This window comes from Lentzea rhizosphaerae (assembly GCF_042649515.1).
GTDB lineage: Bacteria > Actinomycetota > Actinomycetes > Mycobacteriales > Pseudonocardiaceae > Lentzea > Lentzea aerocolonigenes.
In genome coordinates, this window is record NZ_JBHRZI010000001.1 from 24,749 (window position 1) to 40,422 (window position 15,674).

The 15,674-nt window shown below is 69.9% G+C and carries 12 protein-coding genes; 6 read left to right on the plus strand and 6 right to left on the minus strand.

Features of this window, described 5'->3' with window-relative positions; translation table 11 throughout:
• The first annotated feature begins 144 nt into the window (after nucleotides 1-144).
• Nucleotides 145-1,893, plus strand: coding sequence for an ABC transporter ATP-binding protein (locus tag ACFOWZ_RS00105; RefSeq protein WP_382366895.1), 1,749 nt, complete (start codon nucleotides 145-147; stop codon nucleotides 1,891-1,893).
• A 101-nt stretch (nucleotides 1,894-1,994) separates the two neighbouring features.
• Here the strand turns inward: ACFOWZ_RS00105 and ACFOWZ_RS00110 are convergent, their stop codons facing one another.
• The gene (locus tag ACFOWZ_RS00110) at nucleotides 1,995-3,398 is read right to left on the minus strand and encodes an endo-1,4-beta-xylanase (RefSeq protein WP_382366897.1); all 1,404 of its coding nucleotides are present in this window, start codon (nucleotides 3,396-3,398) and stop codon (nucleotides 1,995-1,997) included.
• A 179-nt stretch (nucleotides 3,399-3,577) separates the two neighbouring features.
• Nucleotides 3,578-4,318 carry a FadR/GntR family transcriptional regulator gene (locus tag ACFOWZ_RS00115; protein ID WP_382366899.1) on the minus strand — a complete coding sequence of 247 codons (741 nt, stop codon included), beginning with the start codon at nucleotides 4,316-4,318 and terminating at the stop codon, nucleotides 3,578-3,580.
• Nucleotides 4,319-4,567: 249 nt separating this feature from the next.
• Here ACFOWZ_RS00115 and ACFOWZ_RS00120 point away from each other — a divergent pair, with 249 nt between their 5' ends.
• Nucleotides 4,568-5,986, plus strand: a complete 1,419-nt coding sequence (locus ACFOWZ_RS00120; RefSeq protein WP_382366901.1) for an RICIN domain-containing protein — start codon at nucleotides 4,568-4,570, stop codon at nucleotides 5,984-5,986.
• On the opposite strand, the gene ACFOWZ_RS00125 is transcribed toward ACFOWZ_RS00120, so the two are convergent.
• Nucleotides 5,987-7,174 (minus strand): MFS transporter, encoded by a 1,188-nt coding sequence (locus ACFOWZ_RS00125; protein WP_382366902.1) that lies wholly within the window; start codon nucleotides 7,172-7,174, stop codon nucleotides 5,987-5,989. It lies immediately after the preceding gene.
• 277 nt (nucleotides 7,175-7,451) lie between these two features.
• On the opposite strand from ACFOWZ_RS00125, the gene ACFOWZ_RS00130 reads away from it, so the two are divergent.
• Nucleotides 7,452-9,638, plus strand: coding sequence for a glycosyl hydrolase family 95 catalytic domain-containing protein (locus ACFOWZ_RS00130; protein WP_382366904.1), 2,187 nt, complete (start codon nucleotides 7,452-7,454; stop codon nucleotides 9,636-9,638).
• Here the strand turns inward: ACFOWZ_RS00130 and ACFOWZ_RS00135 are convergent, their stop codons facing one another.
• Both ACFOWZ_RS00135 and ACFOWZ_RS00140 read right to left on the minus strand, forming a co-directional pair.
• Entirely contained in the window at nucleotides 9,639-10,544 is a 906-nt protein-coding gene (locus ACFOWZ_RS00135; protein WP_382366906.1) for a cellulose binding domain-containing protein, read from the minus strand.
• Between the two features lie 184 nt (nucleotides 10,545-10,728).
• A complete protein-coding gene (locus ACFOWZ_RS00140; RefSeq protein WP_382366908.1) occupies nucleotides 10,729-11,730 on the minus strand; it encodes a LacI family DNA-binding transcriptional regulator in 1,002 nt (333 codons plus the stop codon).
• Between the two features lie 217 nt (nucleotides 11,731-11,947).
• Here ACFOWZ_RS00140 and ACFOWZ_RS00145 point away from each other — a divergent pair, with 217 nt between their 5' ends.
• From ACFOWZ_RS00145 to trpC, 3 genes are all read left to right on the plus strand, one after another.
• Nucleotides 11,948-12,967: a LacI family DNA-binding transcriptional regulator gene (locus ACFOWZ_RS00145; RefSeq protein WP_382366910.1), complete on the plus strand. Its 1,020-nt coding sequence runs from the start codon at nucleotides 11,948-11,950 to the stop codon at nucleotides 12,965-12,967.
• A 109-nt stretch (nucleotides 12,968-13,076) separates the two neighbouring features.
• Entirely contained in the window at nucleotides 13,077-13,769 is a 693-nt protein-coding gene (locus ACFOWZ_RS00150; protein WP_382366912.1) for a glycoside hydrolase family 12 protein, read from the plus strand.
• A gap of 79 nt (nucleotides 13,770-13,848) precedes the next feature.
• The gene (trpC, locus tag ACFOWZ_RS00155; protein WP_382366957.1) at nucleotides 13,849-14,631 is read left to right on the plus strand and encodes an indole-3-glycerol phosphate synthase TrpC; all 783 of its coding nucleotides are present in this window, start codon (nucleotides 13,849-13,851) and stop codon (nucleotides 14,629-14,631) included.
• Between the two features lie 9 nt (nucleotides 14,632-14,640).
• On the opposite strand, the gene ACFOWZ_RS00160 is transcribed toward trpC, so the two are convergent.
• Nucleotides 14,641-15,609, minus strand: coding sequence for an acetylxylan esterase (locus tag ACFOWZ_RS00160; protein WP_382366914.1), 969 nt, complete (start codon nucleotides 15,607-15,609; stop codon nucleotides 14,641-14,643).
• Nucleotides 15,610-15,674 lie beyond the last annotated feature (65 nt).

Below are 15,674 nucleotides of genomic sequence, written 5' to 3' on the forward strand. Positions count from 1 at the left end.
CGCCAAACGCGGTAGCGGGCCCGCCGGGTGGAGGGTGATGTCCAGCCACCTGGCTGGCCTGTCCGGCCGGTTCGGCGATACGGCGAAAGGTGGCAGGGCACGAGGATCGGGTGACCGTCCAACGAGAAACGGAGCTGTGTCACCGTGCGCACCCAGATCGACCGCCCGGCCTGGCGAACGCTGCTGGGGTACGTCCGCCCTCAGCGGCGCACCGTCCTGTTCGGAGGGACGCTGGTCCTGCTCGGCGGTCTGGCCGCGGCCGCCCAGCCGCTCGCCGCGAAGGCGCTGGTGGACCGGCTGGGCACCGGTGGCGCGATCACCGGGCTCCTGGTGCTGCTCGTCGGCCTCGCGCTCGCTGGTGCCGCGATCGCGATGATCGGCGACTACCTGCTCGAACGGGCCGCGGAGTCGGTCGTGCTGGTGGCCAGGAAGCGGCTGACCAGGCGACTGCTCTCGCTGCGGGTGCCTGCCGTGCAACGCACCGAGCCCGGAGACCTGCTGTCGCGCTTCACCAGCGACACGACGTTGTTGCGCGAGGTGTGCACCAGCGCGCTCGTCGGGCTGGTCACCGGTGCGGTCACGTCCGTCGTGATGGTCGTGATGATGGGCGTGATGGACCCCGTCCTGCTCGGCGTCACCCTCGCCGTGCTCGCGGTGGTCGGCGCGCTCGCCGGTGCGGGCATGCCGATGATCGAGAAGGCGTCCCGCGCCGCGCAGACCGCGGTGGGGGAGACCGGTGCGCGGATGGAACGCGTGCTCGGCGCCTTCCGCACGGTCAAGTCCGCGGGCGCGGAGGCCAGGGAGATCGCCGCGATCGACCGCGGTGCCGAGGACGCGTGGCGCGCAGGTCTGCGTTCTGCCCGGTGGGAGTCGCTGGTGCACGGGTCCAACACCCTGGCGATCCAGGCGGCGTTCCTCGCCGTGCTCGGCATCGGCGGGGCGCGGGTCGCGACCGGTGCGATCTCACTGTCCACATTGGTCGCGTTCCTGCTGTTCCTGTTCTACCTGAACGAGCCGATCGGGCAGCTGCTGCACGCGGGCAGCCGCCTGCAGATCGGACTGGCCGCGGTGCGCCGCCTGTCGGAGGTCGACGAGATGCAGGCAGAACCCGCCGGCGACCCCCAGCCCTGTGCCGTCGGGCAGGACGCGGCGCGCCTGGAGTTCTCCGGCGTGCGGTTCAGCTACGGTCCCGAGCTGCCGGAAGTGCTGCGCGGAGTGAGCGTCGACGTCCCCGCGTCCGGGCTGACCGCGTTCGTCGGTCCGTCCGGTGCCGGGAAGTCCACGCTCTTCGCGTTGATCGAACGGTTCTACGAGCCGACCGCGGGCCGGATCCTGCTGGACGGCCGTGACCTCGCCGAGTGGGACCTCGCGGACCTGCGCGCGGGCATCGGGTACGTCGAACAGGACGCGCCGCTGCTGTCCGGGACGTTGCGCGACAACCTCGTCTACGGCCGCCCGTGGGCAGGCGACGAGGAGATCCGCGACGCCCTGGCGCAGACCCGGCTGGACACGCTCGTCGAACGGCTGCCGGACGGCCTGGACACGCAGGTCGGCCACCGCGGCACGTTCCTGTCCGGCGGCGAACGGCAGCGGGTGGCGCTCGCCCGCGCGCTGATCCGCCGTCCCCGCCTGCTGCTGCTCGACGAGATCACCTCGCAGCTGGACGCCGCGAACGAGATGGCGATCCGGGACGTCGTCACGGCCGCCGCGAAGACGATGACCGTGCTCGTGGTGGCGCACCGGTTGTCGACGGTCACCTCGGCGGACCGGATCGTGGTGCTGGACAACGGGATCGTGCGGGCGGCGGGCACCCACGACGAGCTCGTCGCGAGTGATCCGCTGTACGCGGGGTTCGCCGCGACCCAGCTGCTCACGGGGGAACGGACGGCGTGAGTGGTTTCCGGTGCCGCGGCACCGGAAACCACCTGTCCGGCCTAGTGGCGCTGGAGCAGGAACCTTTGGTTGAGCCCGGCACCCGCGCCGGGGTTCGGCGGCTAGAGACCGGTCCACTGCTGGTTGGTACCGCCGTTGCAGGTCCAGATGATCACCTTGGTGCCGTTGGCGGTTCCCCGGCCGTTGACGTCGAGGCACAGTCCTGACTGGACGTTCGTGATCGTGCCGTTGCTGTTGACGTTCCACTTCTGGTTGTTGCCGCCGTTGCAGCTCGCGATGACCGAGTTCGCGCCGTTGCTCGTGCCGGACGTGTCGAGGCAGCGCTTCGAGTCGCCGGTGTAGACCGAGATCTCACCCGAGGTCGAGCGCGTCCACTGCTGGTTCGCATTGGTGTGGCAGTCCCAGATCTGCAGCTGCGTTCCCGGACTGGTCGAGGAGTTCGGCACGTCCAGGCACTTGCCCGCGGACACGGAGCGCAGCGTGCCATCGCCGCCACCACCACCGCCGCCGTTCAGCGCGTCGAGCACTGCGGTGTACGCCTGCTTCTTGTTGTAGTTGCCGTCGAACAACAACGGGGTGTCGCCCGACCGCCACGAGTACTTGTCCGTGACGCCCCACGGGGTGATCCCGGTGCAGCGGGACACGGCCATGCACGCCTGGACCACCGTCCGGTACGTCGCGGCCTGGGCTGAACCGGAGCCGCCGACGTCGAGCTCCGTGATCTGCACGTCCACGCCGAGGTCGGCGAACCGCTGCAGGTTCGCCTGGTAGCTGCTCAGGTTCGCGCCCTGGCTCAGATGGCTCTGGAAGCCGACGCAGTCGATCGGCACGCCGCGTGACTTGAAGTCGCGCACCATGTTGTAGATACCGGTGCTCTTCGCGTTGATGCCGTCGGTGTTGTAGTCGTTGTAGCAGAGCTTGGCGTTGGGGTCGGCGGCGCGGGCGGTGCGGAACGCCTCCTCCATGTAGCCGTCGCCGAGCCGCTGCTGGACGAACCACTGGCGCCGGGTTCCGTTCTCCTCGAACGCCTCGTTCACCACGTCCCAGGAGTGGATCTGGCCCTTCCAGTGACCGGCCACCTGGTTGATGTGGTTCGCGATCGCCGACCGCAGGTCGTTCCCGTTCAGGCGGCTGACCCAGCCGGGTATCTGCTGGTACCAGACCAAGGTGTGGCCGCGCACCGACATGCCGCGGCTGCGCGCCTGGCTCACGATCCGGTCCGCCGGGGCGAAGTTGAACTGGTTCTGGTTGGGCTCGACGGTGTCCCACTTCATCTCGTTTTCCGGCGTGGCGCTGTTGAACTCCGCGCCCCACGTGTTCACGTACGCCTGTTCGCCGAGGTGGCTCGCGGAGATCGCGGCTCCGAAGTACCGGCCGCTCTGCGCTGCCGCGGCACCGAGAGTGCTCGCCGCCGCTTCCGCGGAACCGGGCAACAACACCAATGCCGTCGTTGAGAGCACGGCGGCTGCCAGTGCGGCTGTCGCCGACCGGGTCCGCCGTCGCACGGGTGGACTGCTGAACATCGCAACCCTCGTTCCATGGGGTTATTCGAGTTCTGCGGCGTCGGGTGTGCGGTCGTGCGGCGGACACGACGGCGATCGCGGTGGTGTGTCAGGACTTGGGTGCGACACATCACATCGAGCACCGAAATGGTTGTAGCACAAATCCGGAAGACGGGTCCAGGTCAGCCGAAGACGCGGCGCTGGATCTCGCGCCGGTAGTCCTCCAGGGTCCTGTCCACGTGCACGGCGGCCGCGGCGCCGGCCGCGTCGGCGTCGCCGTCGCGGATCGCGCGGTAGATCGCGGCGTGCTCCTCGACGGCCTCCGCGGCATGTCCGCCGACCGCGCCGTTCAGCCCGATGACGTTGGACTGCCGCTGCAGCCGGCGGGCCTCGCGCACGGCGGCGACGAGGAACTGGTTGTGCGAGGCGGCCGCGACGGCCAGGTGGAAGTCGTCGTCGCCCTGGTCGAACAACGCGTCGTGCCCGGTGACGTGCCCTTCCCGGCACAGCGCTGCCGCCACCTCGACGGCGCGCAGCTCGGCCGGTGTCGCCCTGGTGGCGGCCTGCCGTGCGGCGGCGACCTCCTGGACCTTGCGGAACTCGAAGAGCATGTACACGTGGTCGAGGTCGGTGGGCAGGAAGAAGCCGCCCCACCGGGACGAGCCGAGCATGCCCTCGTCGTCGGCCACGTAGAGCCCGCGTCCCTTGTGGGCACGCACCCTCCCGAGCGCCGAGAGGATCTTCACAGCCTCCCGCACCACGGTCCGGCTGGTCCCCATCCGGCCCGCCAGCTCGTTCTCGGTCGGCATGCGGTCACCGGGGCGCAGCTCCAGCTCGGCGATGAGCTCGAGGATCCGCTCGGCCACCAGCTCGTAGCCGGGGCGGTACGAGGCGGTCGGCGCGTACGCGGCATCTGCATCCACCGAGACGGCTCCTTCATGAGTAAGACTTTTCGTCCGTTCCACCGAGGGTACATGCGCGTCGAACGGCCAGGACAATCCATCGAACGCGGAATCGACGGAGGTCAGAAGAGTCGGTGACACACGGCTGAGTGGCCCGAATAAGCATGCTCATTTTCTTGACGGCGGCTCGGCGCGGCTGCTCTCATGGCCATCGGACACGCAGTGCGGTCGGACGACCTCGATCAGTTACACAACGCAGTGGAGCAGCCGATGAGTCGTTTCAGGAAAGCGCTTTCCGCATTGCTGGCCCTGCTGGTCGCGGTGGGGGTGGTGGCTGGCACCTCCACCGCGGCACAGGCCTCCACGGCCGGGTTCCGCGGCGTGAACTGGGCCGACCAGAGGGACAACTTCGTCAACGGCGTGCTGTACCCGTCCGGGCTCAGCGCGTCGGACACCTACTCGTCGGCCGCCACCGTCGCGGACCGGGTGGTCGGTCAGCTCTACTCGATCACCGGTGCCAACACGGTCCGGTTGCCCATCAACGAGCCGACGGTGGCCAACTACTGGGCCACCTACACCGGCGCGATCGACACCGCGCTCGGCAAGGGCAACGTGATCCTCGCGTACTGGGCGTACACCGGCGGCAGGCCGCAGAACGCCAACGCCTTCAACCAGATGTGGGACAAGGTCGTCGCCAAGTACGGCTCCCACCCGAACGCCTACTTCGAGGTCATCAACGAGCCGCACGGCTACAGCACGAGCGACCTCAACAACATGTACAACTCCTGGCTCGGCAGGTACTCGAGCGTCCCGCGCGGCCGCGTGATCCTCGACGGCGCGGGCCTCGCCCAGAACGTTCCCGCGGTCGGCGGCGACAGCAGGCTGAACGGCACGTTGCTCGCGGTCCACGACTACTCGTTCTTCGCCGGGTACGAGAGCGAAACCCAGTGGGCGGACCACATCGCGAGCTACATCGGCAACTACGCGAGCCGCACGATCGCCACCGAGTGGGGCGGCGCGATGGGGCCGGGCACCAAGAACGGCGTCTACTTCGACGCCATCGACTACAGCATCCCCAGCGGGTCGTACATGGCCGACTACGTCCGCGGCGTCAGCGCGAAGCTGCGCAGCCTCGGGATGGGCAGCGTGTACTGGCCCGGCCTGCGCGACGGTGACTGGTACAGCCTGACCACCAGGAGCGGCACCACGTTGTCGCTGACGAACCAGTCCGGGCTGCAGCGGCTGCACCACGCGTGGGGACTCGCGGAGAACAACACGACCACGGTCAGGATCCGCAACATCGCGACCGGCCGGTACGTCGACGGCCTGGGCCGGACCGCTGACTCCGCGGCGGGGCAGGAAGCCGACAGCGGCAGCGCCACCCAGCGGTGGATCATCGAGAACACCGGTGCGTACGTCCGGTTCCGCAACGCGTCGACCGGGCTCTACCTCGACGGCGCCGGCCGCACGTCCAACGGCTCCGACGCGGGCCAGCGCGCCGGCAACACCGGCACGAGCCAGCAGTGGACCGTGGTGACCGGCACGAGCAGGGGCAACGACGTGCGCGTCAGGAACCGCGCCACCGGCCTGTACCTGGACGGCATGGGACGCACGGCGAGCGGGACGAACCTCGGTCAGTGGAGCGACAGCAACAGTTCCAACCAGCAGTGGCGGATCGTCGCGGGCTGATCACCAGGCACGGCGCGCGAGAGCGGCGAGCACGCAGGCGCCCGCCAGGGGCAGCAGTGCGAGTACGACCCAGGCGACGCGGCCGTGCTCGAGCAGGGCGCCACCGGCCGTGCTGCCGACGAGCACGGCCACACCGCCGGCGGAGGCCAGCACACCGAAGTACGTGCCGAGCCTGCGTTCGCCCGCCAGCACGGGCACGAGCTCCTTCGCTCGTGGCACGACGAGCATCTGGCCGAAGACGAGCAACACGACGAACGCGACGGCGCCCGTGATCCCCGGCGGGCGCAGCGCCACCACGGCGAACGCGAGTCCGATGAGGACGAACCCGCCGACGAGCGCACCGGTCCTGCCGAGCAGCCTGCGCGAGAGGGCGGACACGGGCAGCTGGCCGAGGATGATCAGCGTAGACGCGAGCGCGAACAGCAACCCGAGCATCCTGTCGTCCGCGCCGACGCGGTTCAGCTCGGCGGGCAGCGCCAGGTAGAGCTGGTTGTAGGACACCAGGTAGGCGGAGTACCCGGCGGCGAACACCAGGAACACCCTGTTGCCCAGCACCTCGCGCCAGCCGTCCAGCACGGGTTCGTCGCGGTGCTCGCCGGGCAGGCGCGGCAGGAACCTCGAGTGCAGCAACCCGATCCCGATGAACAACACCGCGCCCGCGACACAGGCGACGCGGAACTGACCAGCCAGCACCACGCCGAGCAGCGGACCCGCGACCGCGCCGACCTCGCCGCACACCGCGAAGATCGAGAACGCGTCGGTGCGCCCGTCCGGGCCCGCCTCACGGGCCAGCGAGGACTCCACAGCGGGGGAGAACAGCGCGCCCGCGAGGCCGACGAGCACCACGCCGCCCAGCACGCCCGGCAACGACGTCGCGACCGCGAGCACGGCGAACCCCGCCACCCGCACGGCGCAGCCCGCGAGGACGACGGGTTTCGGGCCGAACCTGTCGGTGAGGGTGCCGCCGAGGACGAACAGGCCCTGCTGGCTGAACGTCCGCAGGCCGAGGACGAGGCCGACGAGCCAGCCCGCGAGCCCCAGGTCGTTCGCGAGGTGCCCGGCGAGGTACGGGACGACGAGGTAGAAGCCGACGTTGAACAGCAGCTGGCTGCCGACGAGCAGGCGGGCGACCGGGCTGAGCGAGCCCACCCGTGCCAGTGCCCGCCCTCGTTCACGCACCGCAGTCACGCCGAACTCCACTCATCTGCCTTGACCGCCGGGCGGCACCTTTCACGCTGAAATCAACTTAGCGTTCCGGACGGATCGGCACATATCGCGGAATGGCCATCGATGAATGTGTGTTGTATTTCACCTGGATCGAACGGGCGGGTCCGTTCGACGCCGAACACGTCGAAACCCGTGGCTTCCGGCCTGTACGCGCTGACGTGCCTTGACTGCGCCGAGGCCTTGTGCGAGTTTTCCTCTCGATTGAATCGAATCGCTTCGATTTGGATGTGGAAATAGCATGAGCGCTGACGACGTCCTGTGGTTTCGCGAGCCCGCGTCGGTGTGGGAGGAGGCACTGCCACTCGGCACCGGCAGGCTCGGCGCGATGGCGTTCGGCGGCGTGGAGACCGAGCTGATGCAGCTCAACGACGACCGGTTGTGGTCAGGGGAACCCCTGTCACCCGCGGACGGCGACCCGGCCGTGGTGGCGCGAGCGCGGCAGCTCGCTCTGGCGGGAGATCCGGTGGGGGCCGAGGCACTGCTGAAAACCGTCCAGGGCCCGGACACCGCGCGCTACCTGCCGCTCGCGGACCTGCGGCTGGACGTCCGCACGAGTGGTGCCCGGACGGGGTACCGGCGTGCGCTCGACCTGCGCACCGGCGTGTACTCGGTGACCTGTCGCGCGGGTGAGGCCGACGTGCTGCGGGAGGCGGTCTGCCACGCCGGCCTGCACGTGCTGGCCTGGCGGGTGCGGGGCGCGGCCGACGTGATGGTGCGTCTCAGCAACGCCTTGGGCGGCAAGGGATTCACCGCCGGCGAGGTCGCCGGGCTGTCCGGTACGGCCGGGATGGCGTACGCCGTGGCGACCACGATCGACCGCGAAGGTGCCGACGTGGTCACTGTCTACGTGGCGACCGAGGCGGGCTACCGCGGTCCCGGTGCCGAACCGGAGCGCGATCCCGCCGAATGCGCCCGGCTCGCCACCGCCCGCGTCGCACAGGCGCGCGAACTCGGCTGGCACCGGTTCCGGGAGGAATCCGTTGCCGCGCACCGGGAACTGTTCGACCGCGTCCACCTCGACCTCGGACCCGCTCCCGACCTGCCGCTCGACGAACGGACAGCGGCCCGTGACCCGGCGCTGGCGGCGCTGTCGTTCCACTTCGGACGGTACCTGCTGATCACCAGCTCACGGCCGGGCACGTTGCCGGCGAACCTGCAGGGCGTCTGGAACCCGCACGTCGACCCGCCGTGGCGCGGCAACTACACGCTCAACATCAACCTGCAGATGAACTACTGGCCCGCCGAGACGACCGGTCTGCCCGAGTGCCACGAGCCGCTGCTCGAGTTCGTCGAACAGCTCGCGGCACAGGGCGAGCACGTCGCGCGGACCCTGTACGGGGCGCCCGGCTGGGTGGCGCACCACAACAGCGATCCGTGGTGCCTCGCCACCCCGGTCGGTGCGGGCACGGGCGATCCCGCGTGGGCGAACTGGCCGATGGCGGCGGCGTGGCTCAGCCTGCACCTGTGGGAGCACTTCGAGTTCGGCGGCGACGTGGAGTGGCTGCGCGAGCGGGCCTGGCCGGTGCTGCGCGGAGCCGCCGAGTTCTGCGCCGCCTGGCTCGTCGAGCACGAGGGCGCGCTGACGACGGCGCCGTCGACCTCGCCGGAGAACCACTACCTCGCCGGCGGCGAACCGGTCGCCGTCGGCGTCGGGTCCACAATGGACTTGACGCTGACGTGGGAGGTCTTCGACCGGCTGGTGGCAGCGGCCGACGTTCTCGGCCTGGAGGACGAGGTGGTGGCGAGGGCGCGGGAACTGTTGCCCCGACTGCCTTCTCCTCCGATCGGCAGCCGCGGCCAGCTGCTCGAGTGGGCGGACGAGCTGCCGGACGCCGAGCCGGGGCACCGGCACGTGTCGCACCTCGTCGGCCTGCACCCCGGACGGCGGATCGACCCGCAACGCACACCTGAGCTCGCGGCGGCGGCCAGGAAGGCGTTGCTGGAGCGGGGCGACGCGGGCACCGGGTGGTCCCTCGCGTGGAAAACGGCGCTGTGGGCGCGGTTGGGCGACGGGCAGCGCGCAGGGGAGCTGCTGGACCTGTTCCTCACCGATGTCACCGCGAAGGGCGGTGGCGGCGTCTACCGGAACCTGTTCTGCGCCCACCCGCCGTTCCAGATCGACGGCAACTTCGGCATCACGGCCGCGATCGCCGAAATGCTGCTGCAGAGCCACACCGGCGAACTGCGGCTGCTACCCGCGCTGCCGCCCGCGTGGCGGCGCGGCACGGTGCTCGGGTTGCGCGCCCGTGGCGGGCTCACGGTCGACCTCACCTGGTGCGAGGGTGAGCTGACCGCGGTGGCTCTCCACGGTCCTCCGGCGCGGCGCACGGTCGCGGTGCGGTACCGCGACCGGCGCGTGGACGTGGAGGTGCGGCCGGGCGTCCGCCAGGTGCTCGACGGCGGGCTGGCGGAGGTTCCCGTGTGATCAGCCGAGCTTGCAGGGGAATCCGTTGAGGCTGAAGGCGCCCGGCGCGGTGTTGGTGCTGCCGCTGGAGCCGGTGAACCCCATCAGCACCGACTCTCCGGCGCCGATCGTCTGGTTGTAGTTCATCGCGGTCGCGGAGACGTCCGCACCCGACTGCTTCGACGTCGCGTTCCACATCTCCGACACCTTCTGGCCGTTCGCGAACTTCCACTGCAACGTCCAGCCGCTCAGCGGGGCGTTGCCGGTGTTGCGGATCGTCACGTCGGTGCGGAAACCGCCGGGCCACCTGTCCGTGATGACGTAGGCGACGGAACATCCGCTGACGGGCTTGGCCGCGACCGTCGTGGTGGTGGTCGGACCGGAAGCGGGCGACGGTGCCGGTGCGGCGGACGTCTGACCGGTGCAGGGCGGCCCCCACCGGCCGAGCTTCTTGGTCGACGCGGTCTTCTCGGCCTCGCTCATGGCGCGGTCGTCCGCCGCCTCGTTGCGCACCATGCCGAGCTCGACGGCGAGCAGGCCGTAGTCGGTGCCGTCGGCGAGCCGCAGCGACACCAGCGCCTCGCCGTCCGGTGTGGTTTCGACCGGCTTCTCCAGCAGCATCGACCTCGCGAACGTGGCGGCCGCGTCGGCCCAGCACGCGTCGGGTGCGGCCAGTCCCTTGACCCGCACCTCCTCGCCGTCGGACAGCTGCACCGTGCGCACGTCGACGACTTGCCGCACGGTCAACCCCGACTTGTCCGGCGGTTCGATGATCTGCGGTACGTACGGTGTTGTCGTCGTGGGCGCCGCAGGGGACGCCTGTTCACCGTCTCCTCCGCACGCACCGGCCGCGCCGATGAGCAGAAGTGCGGCGGCCAACAGCCATCCGGTGGGTCTGGTGGTGAAGACACCCAGCAGTCGTCTCATTGTTCCTCTGCGGCAAAGCGGTGTCGGCGATCGAACCAGATCGGGTTCGCCCGAACGGCGGATCTTCGTCTCGGCAGGCTACGACGCGAACGTCCGGTGTGGAAGGACTTTGCAGAATTGGGATGCGGCTGCGTTCGACCTGCATTCGAGTCGAATTGCGTCGAATGCGGAGGAGAAATCGGTTTCAGCGGGTAGAGGTGCTGCCGCGGTCGGTGAGGCGCGGCTGGAGCAGACGCACTTCCGGAGCCTGTTCCTGTGTGAGCCTCGTCATCACCATCTCGACGGCGATCGCTCCGAGCTCCTGCGCGGGAACGGCGATGGACGTGAGCGGCACGGGCAGGGACGCCGCGACGTCGTCGGGGCACAGCGTGATCACGGACAGGTCGGCGGGCACGTCGAGCGACCGGCGCCGCAGTTCGAGCAGCAGCGTGCCGAGGACCGCCTCGTTGTGCACGACCAGGCCGGTGATGCCGCGGTCGGGGTGCAGCACGGCGTCCAGGCAGGCCGAGACGGAGTCGTAGCCGGGCGCGCACGAGTGCACCGAGGCCGGCATGTTCCGCTTGGTGGTCTCGCTCTGGAAACCGTGCAGCAGTCTCGCGGCGTAGCTGGTGCCGCGTTCGTACACGGCGGGAGGGGAGCCGATCAGCGCGATGGACCGGTGCCCGCGCTCCGCGAGGTGCCCGGCCATCTGCCTGCCGGCGGTCTCGAAGTCGAGGTCGACGCAGCTGAGGCCCTCGTGGTCGTCGGGCATGCCGAGCAGCACGACCGGCGCGTCGATGGAACGGAGCTCCGGGATGCGCGGATCCGCGCTCTCGACGTCCATCACGATGATCGCGTCCGCCATCGACCGCGCGGTGACCCGGTGCGCCTCGCCGGGCCCTGCCTCCTTGGTGAGCACCAGCACGTCGTAGTCGTAGTCGCGGGCCGAGGCCACGATCGACGAGACGAACTGCATGATGACGGGCAGGTTCTGGTCGGAGCGCAACGGGACGACCAGGCCGAGCACCTGCGAGCGGTTCGAGGCGAGCGCCCGCGCACCGGCGTTCGGGTGGTAGCCGAGCGCGGCGATGCTCTGCTCGACGCGGCGCTTCGTCTCCTCCGAGATGCTCCGCTTTCCGCTGAGCACGTAGGACACCGTGCTCATCGACACGCCGGCGTGGCGGGCGACCTCCTTGATTGTGATCATGCCCGCCCTTCTCGTCGTCTCGACTGGTGGCGATCATCGTAGGTGGCGTGCGGGGGCTGCGGGAGGGTCCGGGGAGTCGAACGGGCTGTTGAACATCGACGCCGTTTCCGTCGAAATCGTCGAACACGGGCCATTTGCTTGACGCGCGAGTTTCGTCTGTGTCACATTCCGAATTACGTTCGAAGCGCTTCGATTCGTCCTGGCCGGAGGTGTCGGCGTGGTCACCATCGTGGACGTTGCGAAACACGCGGGGGTAGCTCCCAGCACGGTTTCTTACGTGCTGAGCGGCAGACGCCCGGTTTCGGCCGGGACCCGCGTGCGGGTGAAGGAAAGCATTCAGCAGCTCGGCTACCGGCCGCACGTGGGCGCGCGTGCGCTCGTCTCCGGGCGTGCGAACGTGCTCGCGCTGGCCCTGCCGTTGCGGGAGGGCGTGCACCTGCCGGTGGTCATGCGGTTCGTGACGTCGGTGGCCACCGCCGCCCGTGCGCACGGCATGGACGTGCTGCTGGTGACCGCAGACCAGGGTGCCGCGGGACTGCGCCGGGTGGCGGGCGTCGACGGGTTCCTGGTGATGGACGTGGGCATGGACGACGACCGGGTGCCGATCCTGCGCGACCTCGGCAAGCCTGCCGTCCTGCTGGGGCACCCGGCGACGGTCAAGGGCCTCACCTGCGTCGACCTCGACTTCGAGGCGGCCGGTGCGCGGTGCGTCGACCACCTCGCCGGACTCGGTCACCGCAACATCGGTTTCCTCGGCGCCCCAAGCGTTGTCTACACGCGCAACACGGGTTTCGCGCAGCGGACCCTCACCGGCTTCAGCGCCGCGGCCATGCGGCGCGGCGTCACGTCGACCGCGCTGCCCGCCGAGCAGCGCCACGGCTCGGTGCGCGCCGTCGTCAGCACGTTGCTGCGGGAGCTGCCGAGGATGACCGCGCTGGTCGTGCACAACGAGGCGGTGCTCGGCCGGGTCGTGGAGTGCCTGCGCGCCGAGGGGCGGCGGGTGCCGGAGGACGTCGCCGTCGTGGCGATCTGCCCGGACGAGCTCGCCGAGCGGCTGCGGGTGACGTCGGTCCAGCTGCCGGCCGAGGTGCTCGGGCGGCACGCGGTCGAGCTGCTGATGGCCAAGCTGGCGGGCCACGAGCCGCCGTCGCTCACGTTGCTGCCGCCGAAGCTCCTGAGTCGTACGGGTGCGAAGAACGGGATCCAGAATAATTTTGCGACAAATGCAGTCGAATAGTTTCGCGCGGTTGTGTTCGATGGTTTCGATGTTACTTTGAATCGAGCGAACCGCTTCGAATCCGGTGGCGGCGCGAATTCCGTTCAATGAGGTGCGGAAGGGAAGTTCGATGAACAAACTGATGCGTGCGCTGATTGTCGCGATGGCGGCCGTGCTGACGGTTTCCGTGGCGTCCGGCACCGCGCAGGCGGCGACCTGGAGCTCCTCCGACAGGTGGGGAACCTGGTCGAATGGCGGCTACACGGTGCGCAACAACATCTGGGGAAGCGGCTACGGCCCTCAGACGATCTGGGCGAACTCCTACAGCAACTGGGGCGTTTGGGCGAACCACCCCAACACCGGCGGGATCAAGTCATACCCGCATTCGGAGAGGATGGTGAACCGGAGGCTGAGCTCGCTCGGAAGTCTGTCGAGCAGCTTCAACGTCTCGTACCCGAACGCCGGCGCCTACACGACCGCGTACGACATCTGGGCCGACAACAACGCCTACGAGATCATGCTGTGGATGAACAAGGTCGGCGCCGTCGGCCCGATCGGGTCCTGGCAGGCGTCGGTCTCGGTGGGCGGGCACAGCTGGAACGTCTACCGCGGCTCGAACGGCTCGAACCAGGTGTTCTCGTTCGTGCGCACGTCCAACACCGGGTCCGGCCAGGTCGACGTCAAGGCCGTGATGGACTGGATCCGCGGCCGCGGCTGGTTCGGTGACGTGACGGTCGGCGCGGTGCAGTTCGGCTACGAGATCACCTCGTCGAGCGGCGGCCTCAACTTCACGACGAACAGCTACTCCGTCTCGTTCGGCTGAGGCCGGAGAGGCGACACCTGCTCCCGGTTGCCCGTACGGCAAGCTGGGAGCAGGTGTTCGCCGACGAAAGGGCATGATCGTGACGGTGCTGGACGGGATCCTGGCAGGGGTGCGCGAGGATCTGGCGGGGCGGCAGAGCGAGCTCCCGCTCGCCGAGTTGAAGGCACGCGCCGCGGACGCACCGCCGGCCCTCGACCCGCTGCCGGCGTTCCGCGCGCCCGGCGTGTCGATCATCGCCGAGGTGAAGCGCAAGAGCCCCAGCAAGGGCGAGCTCGCCACCATCGCGGACCCGGCGGCGCTGGCCGCGGACTACGCGGCGGGCGGCGCGGCGGCGATCAGCGTGCTCACCGAGCAGCGCCGGTTCGGCGGCTCCCTCGACGACCTCGCCGCCGTCCGGGCGCGCGTCGACGTTCCCGTGCTGCGCAAGGACTTCATCGTCACGCCGTACCAGCTCTGGGAGGCCCGGGCCTGGGGCGCGGACCTCGCGCTGCTGATGGTGGTCTCGCTGCCCGGCAGTCAGCTGGAGGAGCTGCACGGCCTGGCTCTCTCGCTCGGCCTCACCCCGCTGGTCGAGGTGCACACCGAGGACGAGCTGGGGCGGGCGGTTCAGGTGGGCGCGGAGGTCATCGGTGTGAACGCGCGTGACCTGACGACGTTGGAGGTGGACCGCGCGGTCTTCCAGAAGCTGGCTCCTCACCTGCCGGAGAGTTCGGTCCGGGTCGCGGAGTCCGGGGTGACGGGGCCTGAGGACGTCGCGGAGTACCACGGGTGGGGCGCGGACGTCGTGCTCGTGGGGGAGGCGCTGGTGCGGTCGGGTGATCCGCGGTCGTCGGTCCGCGAGTTCATCGGCTCCGCCAGCTGACGCCCAGAGCTAGCTGACGCCCAGACCGCGGTCGTGCAACCACTCCAGTTGCGCGACCGGGTTCGAGCCGTACCCGCCACCGTGGTCGGCGAACGGCCACACGGTCATGGTCCGGTCGTCGCCCGCATACCGGTTGAACGCGGCGTACACAGTGGACGGTGGGCAGATCGGGTCCATCAGCCCGACGCTGAACAACGCCGGCGCCGTCGCCCGCTGCGCGAAGTGGACGCCGTCGAAGTAGGAGAGGGTGGCGAAGGCCGGTTCCACGAGATGCCTGCTGTGCCAGCGCAGGTACTCGGCCAGTTCCTGGTACGGCCCTTCGCCGCACATCTCCGCGGCCCGCCGGTAGTGGCACAGGAACGGCACGTCCGGCATCACGGCCGCGACGCGGGTCAGCCCGGCCACCGCGAGCGCCAGCCCGCCGCCCTGGCTGCCGCCCGCGGCGATCACCCGTTCCCCGTCCAGCCCGGGCAGTTCGGCCACCGCGTCGACGGCGCGCACGCAGTCGGTCATGAGGCGCCGGTAGTAGTAGTTCTCCGGCGAGTCGATGCCCCGGGTCATGAAACCCTTGACCCACTGGGGGCCTCCCGGGTCGCGGTCCGGGGTGTCGTGGCCCTGCCCGCGGCTGTCGACGACGAGCTGGGCGTACCCGGCGGACGGCCAGAGCAGGTGGTCGGTCGGCAGGCCGCGGCCACCGCTGTAGCCGATGAACGAGACCACGACGGGCAGCGGTCCCTCGACGCCGCGCGGCCGCATCAGCCAGGCGGCCACCGGTTCGCCGTTCCAGCCGGGGAAGCGGACGTCGTCGACGTCGACCGTGCGCAACAGGTGGTCGGTGACCCGGTCGACCTCGACCACGCCACCGGCCGCGCGCGCCTCGGTGAGGGTGCGGTCCCAGAACGCGTCGAAGTCCTGCGGGCCGGGCAGGTCCGGGCGGTACTGGACGAGCTCGTCGAGGCTGAGGTCGGTCAACGGCATCGAGGCTCCTTCGAAGGTGGTGTTGGCGTCTGCAAGTACCACCAACTCCAGGTTGGCGGTACTTG

Excerpts from the sequence above, each read along its gene's own strand:
- ACFOWZ_RS00120 (WP_382366901.1), top strand. The coding sequence starts at position 4,568 with ATGAGTCGTTTCAGGAAAGCGCTTTCCGCATTGCTGGCCCTGCTGGTC.
- ACFOWZ_RS00130 (WP_382366904.1), top strand. The coding sequence starts at position 7,452 with ATGAGCGCTGACGACGTCCTGTGGTTTCGCGAGCCCGCGTCGGTGTGG.
- ACFOWZ_RS00135 (WP_382366906.1), bottom strand. The coding sequence starts at position 10,544 with ATGAGACGACTGCTGGGTGTCTTCACCACCAGACCCACCGGATGGCTG.
- ACFOWZ_RS00140 (WP_382366908.1), bottom strand. The coding sequence starts at position 11,730 with ATGATCACAATCAAGGAGGTCGCCCGCCACGCCGGCGTGTCGATGAGC.
- ACFOWZ_RS00150 (WP_382366912.1), top strand. The coding sequence starts at position 13,077 with ATGAACAAACTGATGCGTGCGCTGATTGTCGCGATGGCGGCCGTGCTG.
- ACFOWZ_RS00160 (WP_382366914.1), bottom strand. The coding sequence starts at position 15,609 with ATGCCGTTGACCGACCTCAGCCTCGACGAGCTCGTCCAGTACCGCCCG.